Annotated in this window: 22 protein-coding genes; all 22 read right to left on the bottom strand. The window is 46.0% G+C overall.

Going from position 1 to position 19,547, the window contains the following annotated elements:
- Nucleotides 1-13 precede the first annotated feature (13 nt).
- Complete coding sequence (gene fliY, locus CKW00_RS06525; RefSeq protein ID WP_095821894.1) at nt 14-1,207, bottom strand: flagellar motor switch phosphatase FliY; 1,194 nt, start codon at nt 1,205-1,207, stop codon at nt 14-16.
- Nucleotides 1,197-2,201: a flagellar motor switch protein FliM gene (gene fliM, locus CKW00_RS06520; protein ID WP_095821893.1), complete on the bottom strand. Its 1,005-nt coding sequence runs from the start codon at nt 2,199-2,201 to the stop codon at nt 1,197-1,199. The genes fliY and fliM overlap by 11 nt, the downstream gene beginning before the upstream one ends.
- Before the next feature lie 27 nt (nt 2,202-2,228).
- The gene (fliL, locus tag CKW00_RS06515; protein WP_332889045.1) at nt 2,229-2,633 is read right to left on the bottom strand and encodes a flagellar basal body-associated protein FliL; all 405 of its coding nucleotides are present in this window, start codon (nt 2,631-2,633) and stop codon (nt 2,229-2,231) included.
- Nucleotides 2,634-2,644: 11 nt separating this feature from the next.
- On the bottom strand, nt 2,645-2,857 hold the full coding sequence (locus tag CKW00_RS06510) for a flagellar FlbD family protein (RefSeq protein WP_008587881.1): 213 nt from the start codon (nt 2,855-2,857) through the stop codon (nt 2,645-2,647).
- 50 nt (nt 2,858-2,907) lie between these two features.
- The gene (flgG, locus tag CKW00_RS06505; protein WP_095821891.1) at nt 2,908-3,819 is read right to left on the bottom strand and encodes a flagellar basal body rod protein FlgG; all 912 of its coding nucleotides are present in this window, start codon (nt 3,817-3,819) and stop codon (nt 2,908-2,910) included.
- A 78-nt stretch (nt 3,820-3,897) separates the two neighbouring features.
- Complete coding sequence (locus CKW00_RS06500) at nt 3,898-4,257, bottom strand: TIGR02530 family flagellar biosynthesis protein (protein WP_095821890.1); 360 nt, start codon at nt 4,255-4,257, stop codon at nt 3,898-3,900.
- Complete coding sequence (gene flgD, locus CKW00_RS06495; protein WP_233129730.1) at nt 4,247-4,717, bottom strand: flagellar hook assembly protein FlgD; 471 nt, start codon at nt 4,715-4,717, stop codon at nt 4,247-4,249. Before flgD ends, CKW00_RS06500 begins: the two co-directional genes overlap by 11 nt.
- Nucleotides 4,718-6,121, bottom strand: coding sequence for a flagellar hook-length control protein FliK (locus CKW00_RS06490; protein ID WP_233129732.1), 1,404 nt, complete (start codon nt 6,119-6,121; stop codon nt 4,718-4,720). It lies immediately after the preceding gene.
- Nucleotides 6,122-6,150: 29 nt separating this feature from the next.
- The gene (locus CKW00_RS06485) at nt 6,151-6,726 is read right to left on the bottom strand and encodes a MotE family protein (RefSeq protein ID WP_095821888.1); all 576 of its coding nucleotides are present in this window, start codon (nt 6,724-6,726) and stop codon (nt 6,151-6,153) included.
- A gap of 4 nt (nt 6,727-6,730) precedes the next feature.
- Nucleotides 6,731-7,177: a flagellar export protein FliJ gene (fliJ, locus tag CKW00_RS06480; protein ID WP_095821887.1), complete on the bottom strand. Its 447-nt coding sequence runs from the start codon at nt 7,175-7,177 to the stop codon at nt 6,731-6,733.
- 54 nt (nt 7,178-7,231) lie between these two features.
- A complete protein-coding gene (gene fliI / locus CKW00_RS06475; protein ID WP_095821886.1) occupies nt 7,232-8,548 on the bottom strand; it encodes a flagellar protein export ATPase FliI in 1,317 nt (438 codons plus the stop codon).
- A gap of 1 nt (nt 8,549) precedes the next feature.
- The gene (fliH, locus tag CKW00_RS06470; protein WP_158221282.1) at nt 8,550-9,278 is read right to left on the bottom strand and encodes a flagellar assembly protein FliH; all 729 of its coding nucleotides are present in this window, start codon (nt 9,276-9,278) and stop codon (nt 8,550-8,552) included.
- Nucleotides 9,271-10,278 (bottom strand): flagellar motor switch protein FliG, encoded by a 1,008-nt coding sequence (gene fliG, locus CKW00_RS06465; RefSeq protein ID WP_095821884.1) that lies wholly within the window; start codon nt 10,276-10,278, stop codon nt 9,271-9,273. The genes fliH and fliG overlap by 8 nt, the downstream gene beginning before the upstream one ends.
- 12 nt (nt 10,279-10,290) lie before the next feature.
- Nucleotides 10,291-11,886 carry a flagellar basal-body MS-ring/collar protein FliF gene (gene fliF / locus CKW00_RS06460; protein ID WP_095821883.1) on the bottom strand — a complete coding sequence of 532 codons (1,596 nt, stop codon included), beginning with the start codon at nt 11,884-11,886 and terminating at the stop codon, nt 10,291-10,293.
- Between the two features lie 49 nt (nt 11,887-11,935).
- Nucleotides 11,936-12,229 (bottom strand): flagellar hook-basal body complex protein FliE, encoded by a 294-nt coding sequence (fliE, locus tag CKW00_RS06455; RefSeq protein WP_095821882.1) that lies wholly within the window; start codon nt 12,227-12,229, stop codon nt 11,936-11,938.
- An 11-nt stretch (nt 12,230-12,240) separates the two neighbouring features.
- Nucleotides 12,241-12,696, bottom strand: a complete 456-nt coding sequence (gene flgC, locus CKW00_RS06450) for a flagellar basal body rod protein FlgC (RefSeq protein WP_095821881.1) — start codon at nt 12,694-12,696, stop codon at nt 12,241-12,243.
- Nucleotides 12,696-13,082, bottom strand: coding sequence for a flagellar basal body rod protein FlgB (gene flgB / locus CKW00_RS06445; RefSeq protein WP_008587908.1), 387 nt, complete (start codon nt 13,080-13,082; stop codon nt 12,696-12,698). Before flgB ends, flgC begins: the two co-directional genes overlap by 1 nt.
- A 362-nt stretch (nt 13,083-13,444) precedes the next feature.
- Nucleotides 13,445-14,224, bottom strand: coding sequence for a GTP-sensing pleiotropic transcriptional regulator CodY (codY, locus tag CKW00_RS06440; RefSeq protein ID WP_008587910.1), 780 nt, complete (start codon nt 14,222-14,224; stop codon nt 13,445-13,447).
- Nucleotides 14,225-14,240: 16 nt separating this feature from the next.
- Nucleotides 14,241-15,635 (bottom strand): ATP-dependent protease ATPase subunit HslU, encoded by a 1,395-nt coding sequence (hslU, locus tag CKW00_RS06435; RefSeq protein WP_095821880.1) that lies wholly within the window; start codon nt 15,633-15,635, stop codon nt 14,241-14,243.
- A 13-nt stretch (nt 15,636-15,648) separates the two neighbouring features.
- Nucleotides 15,649-16,194, bottom strand: coding sequence for an ATP-dependent protease subunit HslV (gene hslV / locus CKW00_RS06430; RefSeq protein ID WP_095821879.1), 546 nt, complete (start codon nt 16,192-16,194; stop codon nt 15,649-15,651).
- 11 nt (nt 16,195-16,205) lie between these two features.
- Nucleotides 16,206-17,114, bottom strand: coding sequence for a tyrosine recombinase XerC (gene xerC, locus CKW00_RS06425; RefSeq protein ID WP_095821878.1), 909 nt, complete (start codon nt 17,112-17,114; stop codon nt 16,206-16,208).
- 324 nt (nt 17,115-17,438) lie between these two features.
- Complete coding sequence (gene topA, locus CKW00_RS06420) at nt 17,439-19,523, bottom strand: type I DNA topoisomerase (protein WP_095821877.1); 2,085 nt, start codon at nt 19,521-19,523, stop codon at nt 17,439-17,441.
- Between the last annotated feature and the right edge of the window lie 24 nt (nt 19,524-19,547).

The raw sequence follows: 19,547 nt of genomic DNA, 5'->3' as shown, positions 1-19,547 counted from the left end.
TCACTCCCTGGTTCTACCTTAATTTTTTCAGTCTGTCCTGCTGGCTTAAAATGTCGGTCACTCTTACTCCGAAGTTTTCATCGATCACTACTACTTCTCCAGTAGCCATCAGCTTTTCATTTACGAATATTTCCACCGGTTCTCCCGCAAGTTTATCAAGTTCCAAAATCGACCCGGAACTCAGATCAAGTATTTCCCTGATGGATCTTTTCGTCCGTCCCAGCTCGACCGTAACGTTCAGCGGAATGTCCAGCAGCATATCGAGGTTATTCCGACCGGAAGGAGCGGCATTGTGGTTGTGGAAACTTTCAAACTCCACCGATTCTGCATGACTTTCTCCGGTCGAGTGCCTGCCGAGCATTTGCGGTTTTCCGTTTCCGGCAGAAGAAAAAGAGGCAGTGTCCTCCGGGTTCTGTTCATGTGCTGCCGACCTTTTGACATCTGAATATTCCGCTGTATTATTCGAATGTTTTCCACCCGGGTCTCCTGGATGCCTCCCAGTCCTTTCTTCTTCCTGTTCATTCTCAGGATTCATCAGCTGTTCCACAAGGCCCTTCGAAAAATCAACGGGTAGCAGCTGCATAATTTCGGAATCGACTACCTCTCCGATTTTAAGGCGGAAAGATATTTTCGTCAGCAGATCCTCCGAGGGGATGTAATCAATACCGATTTTATTATCAATATCGAGCATCGTTATTTCCGGCGGGGATATATCGATTCTCGTGCGGAACATCGAAGACATGCTTGTGGCGGCGGAACCCATCATCTGGTTCATCGCTTCCTGAACGGCACTTAAATGAATGTCGCCAAGCTCCTCTTCCGGAGAAGTTCCATCACCACCGAGCATAAGATCGGCTATAATTGCAGCATCTTTCACCTTCAGGACGAGCAGATTGTCACCGGAAATACCGCTCGTGTATGTAACCAGCACCGCCACGTAAGGTTCGGGGAAGGTGTTCTCCAGTTCTTTACGTAAAATTGTAGTCGTCTCGGGCGCAGTGATTTGAACTTTCTGATTTAAGAGTGCAGAAAGCGCAGTTGTGGAATTGCCGAAAGAAATATTACCTATTTCCCCGAGCGTATCTTTCTCGACTTCGGAAAGTCCCGGCTGTTCTTCGTCATTCACAACATTCTCCGCTATTTCTTCATCATCACTCTCATTTAAGAGTGCATCGATTTCGTCTTGAGACAGCATATCATCCTTCATCGTCTTTATCCTCCCTTTCCAGGGTTTCTAAAACCTGTACAGCTATTTTATTTTTCACTTTACCGGGCTGCACCAGGAACTTGTCTTCTCTCCCCACTTTCAGCTGCAGCGGTTTGTCCACCGGCTGGTTCAGCTGAATCGTATCTCCCTTTTTCAAATGCAGAAACTCATCTATACTGATGTCTGTATTGCCGAGCTCAGCACTTACATCGACCTTCGTTTTTTCCACCGTTTTCGTCAGTGCCTGATACTCTTTCGGGTCTCTTTCTTTCAATTGCTTCTGCTGCATCCAGTAGTGGACGGACAAATTCGGAACGATCGGTTCGAGCACTACCTGAGGGATACATATATTCAGCATCCCGCTTGTCTCCCCTATCGTTGTATTCAACGAAACGACAACTACAGTCTCATTGGGAGAAACCATCTGAAGAAATTGTGTGTTCACTTCAAACTCTTCGAGAACCGGATCGATTTCCACTATGGAGCCCCATGCTTCCTGATAGTTTCCGAGCGCCCGTTCGAACAGTTTAGACATAAGAGTGGTTTCTATCTCTGTCAGATTCTCCACTTTACTGACGCTTTCCCCACGGCCGCCGAGGACCCGGTCAAGCATGGCGTATGCTATGTTCGGGTTCGCTTCGAGCAGTATGCGCGACTCGAGCGGCTGCACACTGAACATATTGAGTATAGTCATGGAGGGAATGGAACGGATGAATTCTTCGTATGGCAGCTGATCGACAGAAGCCACACTTATATTCACATACGCTCTCAGTTGAGCGGAAAAATAAGTGGTCAGAAGTCTTGCGAAGTTTTCATGTATCCGTGCCAGCGACCGGATCTGATCCTTGGAAAAACGGAGGGCTCTTTTAAAATCATATACCCTCACTCTTTTTTTCTCTTTATCATTCCTTAACTCCTCTGCATCCATTTCTCCGGTGGAAATAGCCGATAGTAAGGAGTCGATTTCACTTTGTGATAATATATCTTCCGCCACTGTTCCACCTCCTTCTGCCAATCTGCTTTACTGCAGAACTTTACTGATTGTATACACCTTTGTAACTTTCCCTTTCTCCATAACCTCATTAAGTTTTGAACTTATGGAATCTTCAAGGGTGGTTAAGTCAGCTTTAAAATCCTCTTCGTTCATCCGGGCCAGCTGTTTGAGGATTACGTTCTTCATTTGAAAATCACGTTTCTCAAGTTCTTTCAGTGAATCTTTACCATCCGTTACAATACGGAAGCTGATACGGACAAAACCCCCATCTTTAAGATCCGTCGTCATCTCTTCTGTCTCCAGAGAAGCATTCCTGATGTCGTCGATACTTCTTTCTCCATCAGCTTTCGTGTCATTCATATTGAGCACGAGAATTATCGCTCCAACCCCCAGTACTGTTAATACAGACAGTATGATAAGTGTAGTTTTCATCAATTTGGACATTATTCTTCACCTGCTTTACTGACTACCTGCCACAGACCGATCTCCCTGTAAAAACGTTTTATTTTTCCCACGACTTCTTTCTTCTCCTCTTTCACTACAAACGTTTTCCCCCTGGTAGTCGTGATGGTCGTATCCGGCGTCGATTGAACCTGCTCAATGTAAATAGCATTGAAAACAAACTGTTCCCCGTTAAATCTTGTCAGCTCAATCATAGTATGTATGGAGGGCGTGTCGCCCTCCTTCTCCTTCCTGTTGATGATAATTAACGCTTAAGATTGATCAGTTCATTCAAAATCTCATCCGACGTAGTAATGATTCTCGTATTAGCCTGAAATCCTCTTTGTGCCGTTATCATTTCCGTAAATTCTTCAGCCAGATCAACGTTCGACATTTCAAGAGTACCTGATACGAGCTGACCGGATCCGTCCTCGCCGGCTATACTCAAGTTATTGATACCGATAGGGCCGCCTGCCGGACCGTTCACCCATCCGGCGTTGGCCGTTTCCCGAAATTCATTGTTGCCGATTTTCCTGAGACCCGATGGGTTGGAGAAATTCGCCAGCATCACACGTCCTGCCACCTCTGTTTCCCCCTCGGGATTCACGTAGTTAATGGTTCCGTCGCTTTGTACACTGAAGCTCTGGGCGTCAGAAGGAATGGTCAGCGCGCCTGCCCGGCCCGTCAATCCGGTTCCATTCCCATTCCCCTGATCTCCGATGATATACTTACCATCTCCATTTACAAGGACACCGTCACTGTCGAGGTAAAAATTTCCGGCTCTTGAAAAAGTGATATTCTCATTTCCCTGCAGACCTCCACCCGTAGCTGTTCCATCCCCGCTTTCATACATGGCGAACATTCCGTCTCCTTCTATGGAAAGGTCCAGAGGCCGGTTAGTTGTTTGTCTGTTTCCCTGGGTGTGCAGGTTATCGATGGTACCTACTTTGGAACCGAGACCGACCTGTTTAGCATTCACTCCGCCGAGCGTACGCCCGGGACCGCCCCCAAGCGGGCCCTGAGCATCCTGCATCGTCTGACTCATCATCCCCTGGAACGTCGTTCTTCCTTTTTTGAAGCCGAAAGTATTTACGTTGGCAATGTTATTTCCTATCGTGTCTAGCTTCGTCTGAAAACCTTTCATTCCTGAAATTCCCGAGTACATGGATCGTAGCATGTTATTCATCCTCTCTTTAATTCAATCGCTTCTGTCCATCCGCGATTGGAAGGCTTCCTTTATAAGGTCCGGCCTTTGTTACATAATTATCGTCCCGTCGATGTTGGTGAAAAGGCGACTGTTCGCCGATTGTTTATCCATCGCGGTGACTACGGTGTTGCTGTTCGTGTTTACCACCAGCACAGCTTCCTTCGTAAGTACAAGCGAATCACGTACGCCTTTTTGTTTCGCTTCGGTCAGTTTCTCTCCGATTTTATTCCATTGCTCGGAAGATATATCTATATTTCTTTCTTCCAGTCTTTTCCTGGCATGTTTACTTAACGTAAGCTGCTGATCCAGCACTTCCTGAAAGGAGCGGTCCGTTCCTTCCGGTTTCGGCCTTTCCCACTTCACATCCAGTGGCATCGGGTGATAGGACCTGTGAATTTTAGGTTCCATACTGGTCGCCATCCCTGTTATTTCTCACTTCCTGGATGCTGCTAACAGGTACACGGGCTCCATCATCTAATTTAAGGAAAACCTCTCCTTCTTTCAGACTCACGGCTTCCACAACTCCGCTTTTCAGTTCCCCCCGGTCCCCTTCACTTTGCTCTTCCGGGAAATACGCAATCTCTTTAGCAATCATGTGACTGTATTCGGCTACGGAGCCTTCTGATTTATTAAAATACTTTTCGAATGTATTACTCATATTCGTCATCTGTTCCAGCTGAGTGAATTGTGCCATTTGAGCAATGAAATCCTTGTCTTTCATCGGATCAAGCGGACTCTGGTTCTGCAGCTGACTCATAAGTATTTTCAGGAAATCATCTTTTCCGAGAGTACCGGATTCCTGAGTATCTCTTTTTTTTATGTGGTTCTCCAGATAATACGTAGAATCGATTGTGTTCAATTCGACCACCTAAACTTTCTCATTTAGTATTTCGGAAAAAGAGAGTTCTTCCGCTTTCAATTCTTCGTCTTTCTCTTCTTCAAAAGTCGGGGTGCGAGCTTCTTCTTCCCTCTCTTCTCTTCCATCCTGAGAGTCTCTTTCGTACAGGAACTGCTGATTAAAGTTCGGTTCGACTTTTTCAACGACTACCTGATGGGGAGCGAACATGGAACGAAGTTGATGCATGTTGCTCTCGAGTGTTTCCTTCGCCGCCTGCGTACTCACTATCATCCTGACGGTAGTTTCCCCGCCTGATTGGGAGAATTTCAGAATCATTTCACCGAGAGACGACGGTTTCAACTTAATCAGCATACGCTGATTCCCCGCTTCATCATGAAAAATCCGGCTGGTAGTAAGCATTTCCTGGATCTGTTTAAGGAATTGCTGCCGTCCCGGGTTTTGCGAATCCATGGAAACGTTTTGGACCGTCATCTGTTCCGCTCTACTCATAGGCATAAAAAAACCGGGGAGGACATTCTTCTCTGTTTTCACTTCAGATACTGCAACGGGACGGTTTGAGCGACTTGAAACAGCTTGCGTCCCCCATTTTTCCGTTTCATTTACGGGTAACTTCCATCTTTCCCGTGTTGGAGCAGGCAGAGATGTTTCTTCTTTTATAATGTTCACCAGTTTCCTGAACAGCTTTTTCTCTTCTTCAGAACCTGTGGTTTCAGCTGTCGGGATGTTGCCGGTTCGACCCTCCGGAGTCGCGATGAATTTTTCAAGCAGGGTTTTGAAAACTTTTACATCTTCTTTATTTATTCTTCCGGCTGCTTTTACCGTGTGCAGAAGAGTCCGGAAGATCTGAAACGTATTTTCTGTTTCCTTTCCGGAAACACGCTCACCTCCTTCACCCTGGGGCGGCGATTCTGAAGTTAAGAGGTTCGTAAGCAAAGTGAAAACGGTAGATGTCTCACCGGAAGGTACTCTGTTCAACAGGGCCGTCAATTCACCGATCGTCGTTCCCTCATTTACGGGCGGTGGTTGCGACGGCGGTTCAGGGCTGACTGTATTTTCTTCAATCGCTTCCAGGACCTTGTTTATCATTTCGATTTCCACGGATAAATTTCCGCTTACCGCTTCTTCACGTATAAACAGCCCGGGTTCCGCTTCAGCCTCTGTCGCCCTTATATAAGACATATCTGAAATTGCCTCTCCGTTTGTCCGCGAAGCCTCGGGCATGAGCACATACTCTTCAATCGCTTTCATGATTTTGCTTATTATTTCATTTTCCGAGGATGCTTCCATTCCATCGCCGGCCGATTTCATGTTTAAAATCAACTCGGCAAACCCGCCTTCAGCTGACCGCGATACGGCTTTTCCGGTGAAGGGAACGGATTTCTCCGATAAATTAACGGCTGGCAAAGGTCCCATTATTTTCAACACTTTCACCTCCTTTCAATTCATTCAGTCGCCAGAAGTTCAGCTACAGTTGCTCCGGTTTCCGGCTCCATTGCGGCCAGTATTTCTCCTCTGGCTTCACTTTCCGTTTCTCTCAGCACCTGTACAACAATACCCAGTTCCATATTTTCGGATATTGAAGCAGCTTTTTCAGGATCCATTTCTTCAAAGGAACCCGCCAGTTCTGTAACATTCGTATTTTGTTTATTTTCTTCCTTATCCTCTTTATCGGTTACACTGCTTTCCAATGTAGCTATTTCCTGTTTCATATCTTCAATTTTACTGTCTCTGGCTTTAACGGTACCTTTAAGCTCCTCGATTTCCTTTTTGTAGTTTTCCACTTTCGATTCGAGCTCGGCGCTTTTCTGCTCGTCCTGCTTCTCTTCTTGCGCATTATCCGTTTCTGTGAATCCCGGGATTTTCCGGCCGACGTCGGCGGCTTCCTCCAATACGTTCATCCCCATCATCTTCATTACAACAATAGTAAAAATGGCCACAAAAATAAGGGGGACTACTATAACGAAAAAGAACCATTGTAATTTCCCGGCTTTCTGTTCCTCATTGTTCTTCCTGCTCATCTCATCACCTGTTCACTCTGTTTGAGTATTGCTGTAAAGATATCTCGTCCATTTCCCGGGCTTCCTCTTTTTTCAGCCAGCTGCTGTGTTCCTCTATTTTCAGCTCGATCAGCTTCTCATATTTCTTCACCTGTTTAAACGCTTCATTACGCTGATCTTCCAGCTCATTCATTTTGAACCTTGCTTCCTGCACCCGCGGATGGAGCTGTTTCACTTCATCTTCCACCATTTGTACCGCGTACTGATGATGCTGGATGGCCGAAAGGTCCACCATCCCCCCGGAAAGATTATCGTCAATTTTCATCTCCAGTTCCTCTTTTTCTTTCAGGAGGTTGTACAGAGACGTCGCTTTTTCTTCAAAAGTATCAACGGCCGCCTGATAGTTCTTTTGCATCTGATCTTTTTCCCGTTCCTTGAATTTCTTCAAATTCAGAAAAGCATTTATGTTCACTATTATTCCACCTTCTAAAGACGCTTCTTTTATCTGAGGACTATGTCTTTGAAATCATCCATCTGTCAGAAACAATTCTTCAAGCTCTGCGACTGTCAGCTCGTAAGGTGCTTTTTCCATAGTTTCCTGAGAAAGGAAATTAATCAGTTCCGGGTACTTACCGATAGCCGCATCAATACTTTTGCTGCTCCCTTTTTTATAAGCGCCGATCTGAATTAATTCTTTATTCTCTTCGTACGTCGACAGCAGGGAGCGGAACTGCTTCGCTGTCTGCAGATGGCGTTCGGTGACGATCTGGTTCATAACTCTGCTTACCGAACTGAGTACGTCCAGTGCAGGATATCTCCCCTGCTCCGCTATTTTACGGTTAAGGATAAAATGGCCGTCCAGTATGCCCCGGACAGTGTCCGATATAGGTTCATTGAAGTCGTCTCCGTCCACGAGTACAGTGTAAAAAGCAGTGATAGTACCCTCTGCACTGCTCCCGGTCCGTTCCAGCAGCTTTGGAAGCATAGCGAACACGGAAGGGGTATACCCTTTAGTGGTCGGCGGCTCTCCTGTAGCGAGGCCGATTTCCCGCTGAGCCATTGCGACCCTGGTCACCGAATCCATCATTAAATTCACATCGTATCCGAGAGATCTGAAATATTCACTGATGGCTGTGGCCGTATACGCTCCCTTTTGCCTGAGCAGAGCCGGCTGATCTGAGGTAGCCACGACAACGATTGAACGTTCAAGCCCTTCTTTCCCGAGATCGTTCTCCAAAAATTCCCTCACTTCTCTGCCCCGCTCCCCTATAAGGGCTATCACGTTAATATCTGCCGAGCTGTTACGCGCTATCATACCGAGCAGCGTACTTTTCCCGACACCGCTCCCAGCAAAAATACCTATCCTCTGCCCTTTCCCGACGGTCAACAGACTGTCTATGGCCCTTACTCCGAGTTCGATAGGCTCTCTGATCCTCGGGCGGGAAAGAGGGTTCGGAGGAGAATGGTTCGTTTTGAATTTATCGAGTCCGAGGGGGTGGTCACTTCCATCCATCGGTGCTCCGAGCGCGTTCAGCACTGAACCGATGAAGCCCCTGCCGACTTTAATATTCAGGGGGCTGTGGGTAGCTTCCACAAGGCTTCCCGGTTTGATTTCAACCATCTCCTGATAGGGCATCAACAGTATGTTCTCTCCCTGAAATCCTACAACTTCCGACAGGATCATCCCGTTTTCCGCCTTCGGACAATGGATATAGCACACATCACCTATGGAAGCCTCCGGTCCTTTCGATTCCACCATCAGTCCTACCACTCTGTGAATCCTCCCATAATGCTTATACCTTTGCACGTGAGATATTTCTTCGGTGACTGCCGTTATATCCATTTCATTCACCTTCCTTAACAAGCTCAATGACCGCTTTTCTGATCAGATCCAGCTGACTGTCGACACTTGCATCTATCCTTCCGAAAGGTGATTCGACATAGCAATCCAGTGGATCATCGAAATGTTTAACATAAACGGAAACGTGGGCTTCGGAATTAATAGTTTTTCTGAGCTCCTCCCGGTATACAGCTACCTGTTCATAAAAATCGGGATGTACATAAATAGAAACAGCCGGCTGATCGGCCACTTCTTTCACGGCTTCAGCGACCAGATGCTGGAACTGTTCAGGATGGTCCTGAAGCGATTGCCCGAGTATATTTTTGGCTGCGTGCATGGCAATATGCAGCACGTCCATTTCGGCACTCTTAATTTTATCCATCCGCTCTTCTTCAGCCTGGTCGATAAGATTATTCAGTTTTGCAATTAATGAGTCGTACCTTGCTTCGGCCTGCTGCATCCCTTCGGTGTAACCTGATTCGTATGCCTCTTCTCTGGCTGCTGCAAAAACGGCCTCCCTTTCTTCCTCAAGGGCCTCTCTTTCTCTTTCTGCCCGGGCCTTCGCACCGTTCAGCAGTTTCTCTGCCTGCTGTTTTCTTTGTTCAAAAAAAGATTCGGCTTCCTCTTCTCTCTGCATGATTTCTTCACTTTTTGCCGCCAACCGCTCTTCATTTCCGCGTGAGTGCCCTTCACCCGCAGAGAAAGAGCGGATGGGTATGATACGTTTAGACAATGATGTCATCTCCTCCTCCGCGGGCGATGACGATTTCACCTATCTCTTCAAGTTGTCTGATAGTGCCCACCACTCTCGTCTGGGCTTCTTCGACATCTTTCAGGCGGACAGGGCCCATAATTTCCATTTCTTCCCTGAAATTCTCAACCATTCTTTCCGACATGTTCTCAAACACCACTTCCTGTACTTCGTCACTCGCAACTTTGAGAGACAGCTGTAAATCTTCGCCGTTAACCTCTCTGATCACCCGTTGTATTCCACGGTTATCGAGCGTTACTATGTCTTCGAAGACAAACATCCGTTTCTTAATTTCTTCTGCAAGTTCAGGGTCCCGGGCTTCAAGTGCATCCAGGATGGTCTTCTCCGAACTTCGATCCACTCCGTTCAGTACTTCCACTACAGCCTCTATACCGCCGGTTTCGGTATAGTTATTCGTTAACGTGGCCGACAGCTTATTTTCAAGTATCTGTTCCACTTCATAAATAACTTCCGGCGAAGTGGAATCCATCGTGGCTATTCTGCGCGCAATGTCCGCCTGTACTTCCTGCGGTAGCTCGGACAGAATCTGGCCGGCCTGAGATGCATCCAGGTATGAGAGAACTAAAGCTATAGTCTGGGGGTGTTCATTCTGGATGAAGTTGAGTACCTGAGCAGGTTCCGCTTTTCTCGCAAAATCAAAAGGTTTTACCTGAAGGGAGGAAGTGAGTCGGCTCAGGATATTCGAGGCCTCGTCACTTCCGACGGCTTTTTCCAGAACTTCTTTCGCATAAGAAATCCCGCCCTGTGAAATGTAGTCCTGGGCGAGGGCGATCTTATGAAATTGTTCGACAATTTCTTCTTTCTGAGCACTGTCCACTTTCTGTACGGAAGATATTTCAAGCGTCAGCTGTTCCATTTCTTCTTCACTTAAATGTTTATAGACCTGGGCGGCTACGTCCGGACCTAGCGATATAAGTAAGGCAGCCGCCTTCTGTTTACCCGAGAGCTTTTTCTGCGGCATTCAGCCACCTCCTTAATCTTCCGAAATCCAGGTTCGCAATAACTTAGCAAAATCTTCCGGATTTTCTTTTGCCATGAGTTCAAGCTGCTTTTTCCTTCTGGCTGCTTCATCATCCCGATCGTCCATGTCAGGTAACGGTTCGGAAACGGCCGGTGCTGGTGCTGTTTCTTCATAATATTCTTCTTCGGTTCTGCGATTGCGGATAATTCTGAATACTAAGAAGATAAGACCAAGAGTAAGAAGACCTCCGACGATGTATATCCATAACGGAATTTTCTTCGATTCTTCTTCCGTGAAAGAAGCACCCTGGAATTCCTGGAAAACGATGGAGACACTGTCTTCCGGATTTACGTTCTCTTCATACTGAGTATTGATTGAAGTATTGATCATCGAGTTAAGCAGGGCATCAATTTCCCCGGAAACCTCTTCCTGTTCGGCTTCCGTCAAATATTCGATTTCCCCGTTTTCATTCTGGCCGCTGGCAGTATCCACCGCTACCTGTATACCGAGATCCCTGATTTTGAAAGGACTTTCCTCTATATCCTTATAAATGCGATTGAACTCATTATTAACCGTTTCTTTCGTCATTTCATAATCACCCTGTCCCTCTCCATCTTCTCCAGGGTAATTCTGTACGTCTTCATCGCCTGATCCTGCCACGCCCCCAGGGGCTGCTCCTCCGGTATAGGCTTCTTCGATCTTTTCTATACTGACAGGAAGCCCTTCCATTTCATCCGGATTTACGGATTCGACAAGTTCTTCCTTACGCTTTTCCTGAGTGAAGTCGATGTCCGCAGTGACACTCGTCACCGCTTTCCCGGGGCCCATCATGGCGCCGAGCATTTTCTGCACACGCTGCTGTATATCCCGTTCTATCTGCTTTTTAGTATCCTGCTGCTGAGTATAATCTGCAGCTCCGGCTACTGCATCAGAACTTTCGGAATCATAATATTCGAAATTCTGATCCATAATAGCTATATTTTCATTGGTAAGATTGGGCACGGATTTTGATGCCAGATTATACAATGCTTCCACCTGTCCCGCCTCCAGGCGGTGTCCGGGTTCCGTGTTCACTACAATGGAAGCCGACGTCTGCTGCTGATCGTCCGAGACGAATACTTCTTCTTCCGGAATGTTGATCATCACTTTTGCATCATTGATCCCCTCGATGCTGCTCATGAGGGCGGCGAGTTCCGTCTGCATGGAGTCGACACGGATCATATCGAATTCATTATCCGTCATCCCCCAGGACACGTTATTACTGAAGAAACTGTAATCGATGTTCCCGCTCTCCGGGATCCCGGCCGCTGCCAGGTCCACGAGAAGAGATTCTGCATTCTCGGCGGGTACGCTGATGGTTGTACCGCCGTCCGTTATCTCATATTCTATTCCCCGGGCTTCAAGCTCCCCTTTCACCTGTCCTACTTCCGACTGGGAAAGTTCCTGATAGAGTGGGACCATATTCGTTCTGGAAGCAAAAATACTAATAACTACTATAATGAACAAAAGAGCAAAAACTGATCCGACCATCAGTCTTTTTTGCCCTTTTGACCTATCTCTCCAGTAAGCATTCGCTTTATTTTTAAAATCGTTAAATTTCTCGTTCATATTAGCCCCCACAAAAAACAACCATATATTCGTATTTGTTTGTCAGAATCTACACTTGCATTCTCATCACTTCTTTATAGGCCTCAATCACTTTGGACTGAACTTCTGTGGCAGTAGACATCATGATGCTTGCTTTCTGAGAAGTGATCATTACGTTGTGTAAATTGTCCACCTCGCCGCGGGCCAGCGCTTTAGTCATTTCATTCGATTCAACCTGCGCGTTATTCACTCCGTCGATAGCGTTCTTCAAACTATCCCCGAACTTCGAGTGGACCTCGGAAGCTGACGGTCCGGAAATATCGCGTACTGCTATCTGGGGCAATCCGTTTATCGGGTTTACCATATCTCCGCCTCCTATCTTCCTATTTCAAGAGCTTTCATCAGCATGCTTTTCGACGCGTTCATGGAAGTGATGTTAGCCTCGTAAGACCTTGTAGCACTCATAAGTTCCGTCATTTCCCTTAAAGGATCGACGTTCGGCATCTGCACATACCCGTCTTCATCTGCATCCGGGTGCTCCGGCCGGTATACGTTTTTGAAAGGTTCGTCATCTTCTGTTATTTTTGTGGCACGCACGCCCGTTCCCTGCCCTGAAGTTTTCCCCGACGCATGATTCAGGTATGAACGGAAAGATTGTTGACCTGGTTCAAGGACGGCCATTTTACGACGATACGGTTCCCATTCCCCCTGTTCATTGAGGGTCGCCCGTGTAGAATCGGCGTTCGCTATGTTGGAAGAAGCCAGATCCATCCGCAGCCTCTGCGCCGTCAGACCACTGGCACTGTTATTGATGGAATGGAATATACTCATCAGGCACCTCCTCCTTTGATAACATTTTCAAGGGATCGGAATTTACCGCTCATCCGATCGACAAGTGCCTGGTAATAAATCTGATTATTCGCAAGCTCCGTCATTTCTTTGTCTATATCCACATTATTTCCATTATGGTTATATGTAGTCCCGGATCGTTCGAATTTGTGATAACCTGCTTTTTGTCCTTCGCTGAACGAAAGATGTCTCGCATTGGTACGCTCGGCTTCAAGTGCTCCATTAAGAACATTTCCAAACGACACATCCTTTGATTTATACCCGGGAGTATCCACGTTGGATATATTGTTTGAAATTGCCCGGTTTTTTGCCGTGGCGTAATTCAATGAATTTTCTAATACGTTAAAAGTATTATTGAATAACTGCAATTTTTCACCCCTATCAATGTAATCAGCCGCTTTTATCGCCTTTTTTTTAAAAAAACGGTGCAAGAGACTTTTTAGCCGTATGATTTCAAACGTGACCGAATTATTCCGCTTAGTTAAGACCTCGTCTTAAAAGCAAACCTTCCTTATCGTCATTTTCCCACAATTATTAATAAAAATAAACGTTTTTTTGTAATTTTTTTCAAAATAGCTTAAATTAGCAATTTTCACCGGATATTACATCTGTGAAAACAGGCGTGAAAGCCCCTTTATATATAAAAAAAGCCACAAACCAGATGTTAAAGTCTGCTTTGTGGCATTCAGTGGAATGAATCGTATTGAATTGTTCGACGGTCGTATATCTATCAGTCGGTTTTAAGTCTTTGCAGTTCGAGCAGGAAATTATCATTCAGCACTTTAATATAAGTCCCCTTCATTCCGAGAGAGCGAGACTCGATTACTCCGGCACTTTCAAGCTTACGCAGAGCATTTACGATAACGGAACGGGTAATACCGACGCGGTCTGCAATTTTACTGGCAACGAGCAGGCCTTCCTTCCCTTCAAGTTCTTCGAAGATGTGCTCAATTGCTTCAAGTTCACTATAGGAAAGAGAGCTTACAGCCATCTGGACGACAGCTTTGTTCCTTGCATCTTCCTCTATTTCTTCTGTTTTTTCGTGAAGAATTTCCATACCTACTACAGTGGATCCATATTCAGCGAGCAACAGATCATCTTCATTGAAACTCTGGTCAAGTCTGCTGAGAATCAGCGTTCCCAGACGCTGGCCTCCGCCGATAATCGGGCAAATAGTCGTCAAACCTTCTTCGAACAGATCTTTGTTCTCCTCCGGAAAAGCTGTATATCGGCTTTCAATATCCAGGTTCGACGTAGTCTCCTGGATATTAAAGAGACTATCCGTATAGTCCGCAGGGAATTGACGGTTGGAAAGCATGGAATTCATGCGTTCGTTTTCGATTTCCTGTTTGATTGCAAAACCGAGCAGCTTTCCTCTCCGGCTTACAACGAAAATATTAGCCCCGATTACGTCTCTGAGCGTAGCGGACATATCGTTGAAGTCCACTGATTTCCCTGTAGTAGTTTGCAGCATAGCGTTTATTTTTCTTGTACGTTCTAGCAAGTTCATTTTCATTCCTCCAGTCTTAAAGTATAAATCTGCTTAAATCTTTGTCATCTACAATCGCAGACAGTTTGCTGTCCACGTACTGCGGCGTGATTTCAATGGTTTCCATCGTCACTTCGGGAGCTTCAAACGACAGATCCTCGAGAAGCTTTTCCAGAATAGTGTGGAGCCGGCGGGCCCCTATATTATCCGTGTCCCTGTTAACGGTAGCCGCAATTTCCGCAAGTCTCGTAATCGCTTCGGGAGTAAAGTTGATTTCGATACCTTCTGTCGAAAGAAGTGCTTTATACTGCTTCAACAATGCATTCTGAGGTTCCTTCAGAATATTCTCGAAATCCTCGACGCTCAGTTTGTGCAGTTCCACGCGAATCGGGAAGCGCCCCTGTAATTCCGGTATCAGATCCGACGGCTTCGACATATGAAAAGCACCGGCAGCGATAAACAATATATGATCGGTGGAAACCGCTCCGTGCTTCGTCATAATTGTGGAGCCTTCGACGATCGGAAGGATATCTCTCTGTACGCCTTCCCGGGAGACGTTACCCTGGGATTCTCCCTTTGCAGCTACTTTATCTATTTCGTCTATGAAGATCATCCCGGACTGCTCCACCCTGTTCACAGCTTCCTGGTTTACTTCATCCATGTCGATCATTTTCTGGGCTTCTTCCTGGGCAAGCACTTTCCTGGCATCCTTTACTGCCAGCTTACGCTTTTTCTTTTTGTTCGGCATGAACTGACTGAAAGCATCCTGCATATTCATTCCCATCTGGTCCATACCCGAACCCTGGAACATGTCAAACGCCCCGGCCTGGGACTCTTCCACTTCAATCGTAACCATTTCATCTTCCAGTTCGCCGTTTTTCAGTTGCCTTTCAACGGTCTGACGCTTGTTTTTCGTATCATGGGCTTCGTTTTCTTCTTTTTCTTCCTCTTCATTGTCCTGATTGAAGAGCATTTCGAACGGGTTTTTCATCGATGGTCCTTGCTTCTCCGAAGAAGAAGGAACAAGAAGTTTTACGAGACGCTTGTCTGCCTGTTTTTCCGCTTTCTTCTGCACGCCTTCTGTCTTCTCTTCCTTCACGACCCGGATTGAGGCTTCTACGAGATCTCTGACCATCGATTCCACATCCCGGCCTACATAGCCCACTTCCGTAAACTTTGTGGCCTCCACTTTGATGAACGGGGCGTTCGTCAACTTGGCCAGACGTCTCGCCACTTCGGTTTTCCCGACTCCGGTCGGTCCAATCATGAGGATGTTTTTCGGGACTATCTCTTTGCGCATATCTTCATCCAGCTGCATTCTCCGATACCTGTTTCTCAGCGCAATCGCCACGGATTTCTTAGCTTCTTTCTGACCGATGATATACTGATCCAGTTTTTCTACAATCTTCTGTGGTGTCAAGTCTACAGACATATTCTGGCCTCCTTTATTCAAGTACTTCCAGCGTCAGCTGGTCGTTAGTGAACACACATACTTCACCGGCGATCGTGAGTGCAGCTTCAGCGATTTCTGCAGCCTGTTTTTCCGGGGCATACCTCATAAGCGCACGACCCGCACTAAGGGCGAAGTTTCCGCCGGATCCGATAGCCAGAATGTTATCATCCGGTTCGATGACTTCGCCGGTACCTGATAAAAGGAACATTTTTTTATCGTCCATCACGATAAGCATAGCTTCAAGTTTGCGGAGCATGCGGTCGCCTCTCCACTCTTTAGCCAGCTCAACGGATGCACGCGCCAGGTTACCGTCAAAAGCTTCAAGTTTGGCTTCGAACTTTTCGAATAGAGTGAATGCATCGGCTACGGAACCTGCAAAACCGGCAAGCACCCGGCCTCCGTATAACTTTCTCACCTTCGTCGCTTTATGCTTCATGACTACCTGGTTTCCCATTGTAACCTGACCGTCTCCACACATGGCACTTGTCCCATTATGTCGGACGGCAAATATAGTTGTTGCATGGAATGAATTCTCCATTGCTTTGACCCTCACTTTCTTGCTCGCGGATGACTGTTTCTGTATACATCTTTCAATCTGTCTTTTGAAACGTGGGTATATATTTGAGTGCTTGATAAATGATCATGACCGAGCAGTTCCTGAACGGAACGTAAGTCCGCCCCTTCATTCAGCAAATGCGTAGCAAACGTATGCCTTATTTTATGAGGATGGATGTCAATTGTCATAGCGGCATCTTTGACGAGTTTGTCCAGTACTACTCTGATCCCCCTCGGGGTTATCGGATTCCCCCGGTTGTTAAGAAATACTTTGGAGGAGGCGGCACCACTTTTATTCAGCAGCTGTACACGTCCCTCATTCAAGTATCGTTCGAGAGCGTTTTTGGCGTATTCACCGAAGGGAACGTACCTTTCCTTCCGCCCTTTCCCTGTGACCAGTATCGTCGACAGAGAAAAATCTATTCGATCCACATCCAGACCGGCACATTCACTCACCCGTATACCGGTACCATACAGCAATTCGAGAATTGCCATATTCCTCTGTCCGAGCGGTGTTGAAGTGGCCGCTGCTTTGAATAATTCATTTATTTCCTCTTCATAAAAGAACTGAGGAATGTATTTGTTTTCTTTAGGCAGGTGCATTTCCATTACGGGGTTCTTTTCAATCCCGCCTTCTCTTTCTATAAACCTGAAGAATCCCCGTAAAGAGGAAAGCTTTCGGGATACCGACCTTCTTGAGAGACTGTTGTCATATAATTGCGACAAATATAAACGCACAACCCCCATATCGATATGTACGATGCTCTGGATGACTTCCTGTTGAAGAAATTGTTCAAATTCCTCAAGATCTTTTTTATACATTTGTATGGTGTTAGATGAAGCATTTTTTTCGATCTGCAAATATTCCATATACTGACGCAACCACTCTTCGTATCCCGTCATTCACTTCACCTCACAAAACGACTAAATGATATCATTGAAAACAAGTAATTACAACATATTCAACAAAATTGTAACAAAATTCAGAATTGTCGCCGACATCAAACATTTTACCACAAGCGCTTATTATATAGAAGCGTTATGCTACTGTCAACGATTAGCTTCCGCAGGTGATGAAACGGAAACAGAATTGAACAGACCCGGCAAAACCGCACAGTGATATACGGGTTCGCCGGGTCTGTTATTAATGAAACAACCGCTGAAGAACATGGTGCCGAATTGAATATACGGTTTTTGCCCTTTCGTCTTCAGTTTTGTTTCAAATAATTATTTTTCCTGAAGTTCCTCTTTATAATCACATTCCGTACACTGTATCTGATTACCCTTTTTCAGTCTTTTCTCTACGAGAAGAGATTCACATTTCGGACATGGCCTGCTTATCGGTTTGTCCCAGGAAATGAAATCACAGTCAGGGTATCGTTCACAGCCATAAAATTTCCTGTTCTTCTTACTTTTTCTTTCTACAATCTCACCCTTTTCACACTTAGGGCAAGTAACATCTATCTTCTTCAGAATAGGCTTTGTATTTCTGCAGTCAGGGAAGTTGGAACAGGCGAGGAACTGACCATACCTCCCCATCTTGTAGACCATTTCGTGACCGCATTTTTCACAGGCGATCCCTGCCGGTTCATCTTTTATCTCGATTTCTTCCATTTCTTTCTCCGCGGTTGTCAGTCTGGGTTCGAATCCTTCGTAGAATTCCCGGAGAACGCGTATCCAGTCTTCCTCCCCGTCTTCAATACTGTCCAGGTCATCCTCCATTTTCTTCGTGAATTCCACATCGAGAATTTCCGGAAAATATGCAAGGAGCTGCTCCAGCACTATTTCTCCAAGCTCTGTAGGAATAAATCGTTTATTGTCGAGAGACACGTAGCCTCTTCGCTGTATCGTATCCAGCGTAGGAGCAAAAGTGGAAGGACGGCCTATACCGAGTTCTTCAAGCGTACGTACGAGTCTTGCTTCCGTATACCTCGGAGGCGGTTGTGTAAAATGCTGGCTGGGTTCGACAGTTTCTGCTTCGACCGTCATCCCTTCCTCGAGGTGGGGCAGCTGTTTATTCTTATCTTTACTGCTGTCATCTTCTCCCTCTACGTACACTTTCATGAAACCTTTAAATTTAATATCCGATCCCGTTGCTCTGAATTCCACTCCTTCATTATACAAATGAACCGTCATCGTATCCATGACAGCAGGGGCCATTTGGCTGGCTACGAAACGTTCCCAGATCAGTTTATATAATCGGTACTGGTCTCTCGAAAGGATCTTTTTAAGAGAAGAAGGCTCTCTTAACGTGGAAGTGGGACGAATAGCTTCGTGAGCGTCCTGGGCTCCTTCTTTCTTCTTTTCCTTCTTTTTCTCTGCTGCGCTGAACTCCTCTCCGAATTCTTCCACAATGTAATCGAACGCTTCCGATTTGGCTGTTTCGGAAATACGGGTGGAGTCGGTACGCATATACGTAATAAGACCTGCCGTCCCCTGTTTTCCTCCAAGGTCGACACCTTCATAGAGCTGCTGGGCAAGCATCATCGTTTTCTTCGCCCGAAAATTGAGCTTCCTTGCAGCTTCCTGCTGAAGTGATGACGTAGTGAAAGGGGAGGCCGGATTTTTTCTTCTTTCCCTTTTATTCACTTTCTGTACTTCAAATTTGTCTCCCTGAAGACGCTTCGTAATGGCTGTGACGTCTTCTTCGGAATTTAAATTCTGTTTTTTGCCATCTACTCCGTAAAAGGAGCCTTCGAACGATTCTTTACCTTTTTTGAAGTTCCCTTCGATGGACCAGTATTCTTCGGGTGTGAAATTATTTATTTCTTTCTCCCGGTCGATGATCAGTTTCACAGCAACCGACTGCACGCGTCCGGCACTGAGACCTTTTTTAACTTTCTTCCATAAAATCGGACTGATGTTGTAACCGACGAGACGGTCAAGAATACGACGCGCCTGTTGTGCTTTTACAAGATCTTCATTGATGGTCCTCGGATTTTTGAAAGATTCCTTTACGGCATCTTTCGTGATCTCATTAAATACAACACGGCACTCACTTCCCCCGTCTATATTTAGAGCGTGGGCCAAGTGCCAGGCGATCGCCTCTCCTTCACGGTCGGGGTCGGCAGCCAGATATACTTTTTTCGCTTTTTTTGCAGCAGTTTTCAGTTCTTTCAATACGGGACCTTTGCCGCGTATCGTTATATATTTCGGGCTGAAATCTTCCGCTTCCACATCTACCCCCATCTGACTCTTCGGCAGATCACGGACGTGTCCGAGAGATGCTTTCACTTTATATTTCTTGCCCAGATACCTTTCAATTGTTTTAGCTTTAGCAGGTGATTCGACGATTACCAGATAGTCTGCCATGTACAAGCCTCCCATAGAGGTTTT

Origin of the sequence: Salimicrobium humidisoli, from assembly GCF_002295105.1 — a bacterium.
GTDB lineage: Bacteria > Bacillota > Bacilli > Bacillales > Halobacillaceae > Salimicrobium > Salimicrobium humidisoli.
This window is presented reverse-complemented; position numbering and strand designations above follow the sequence as displayed.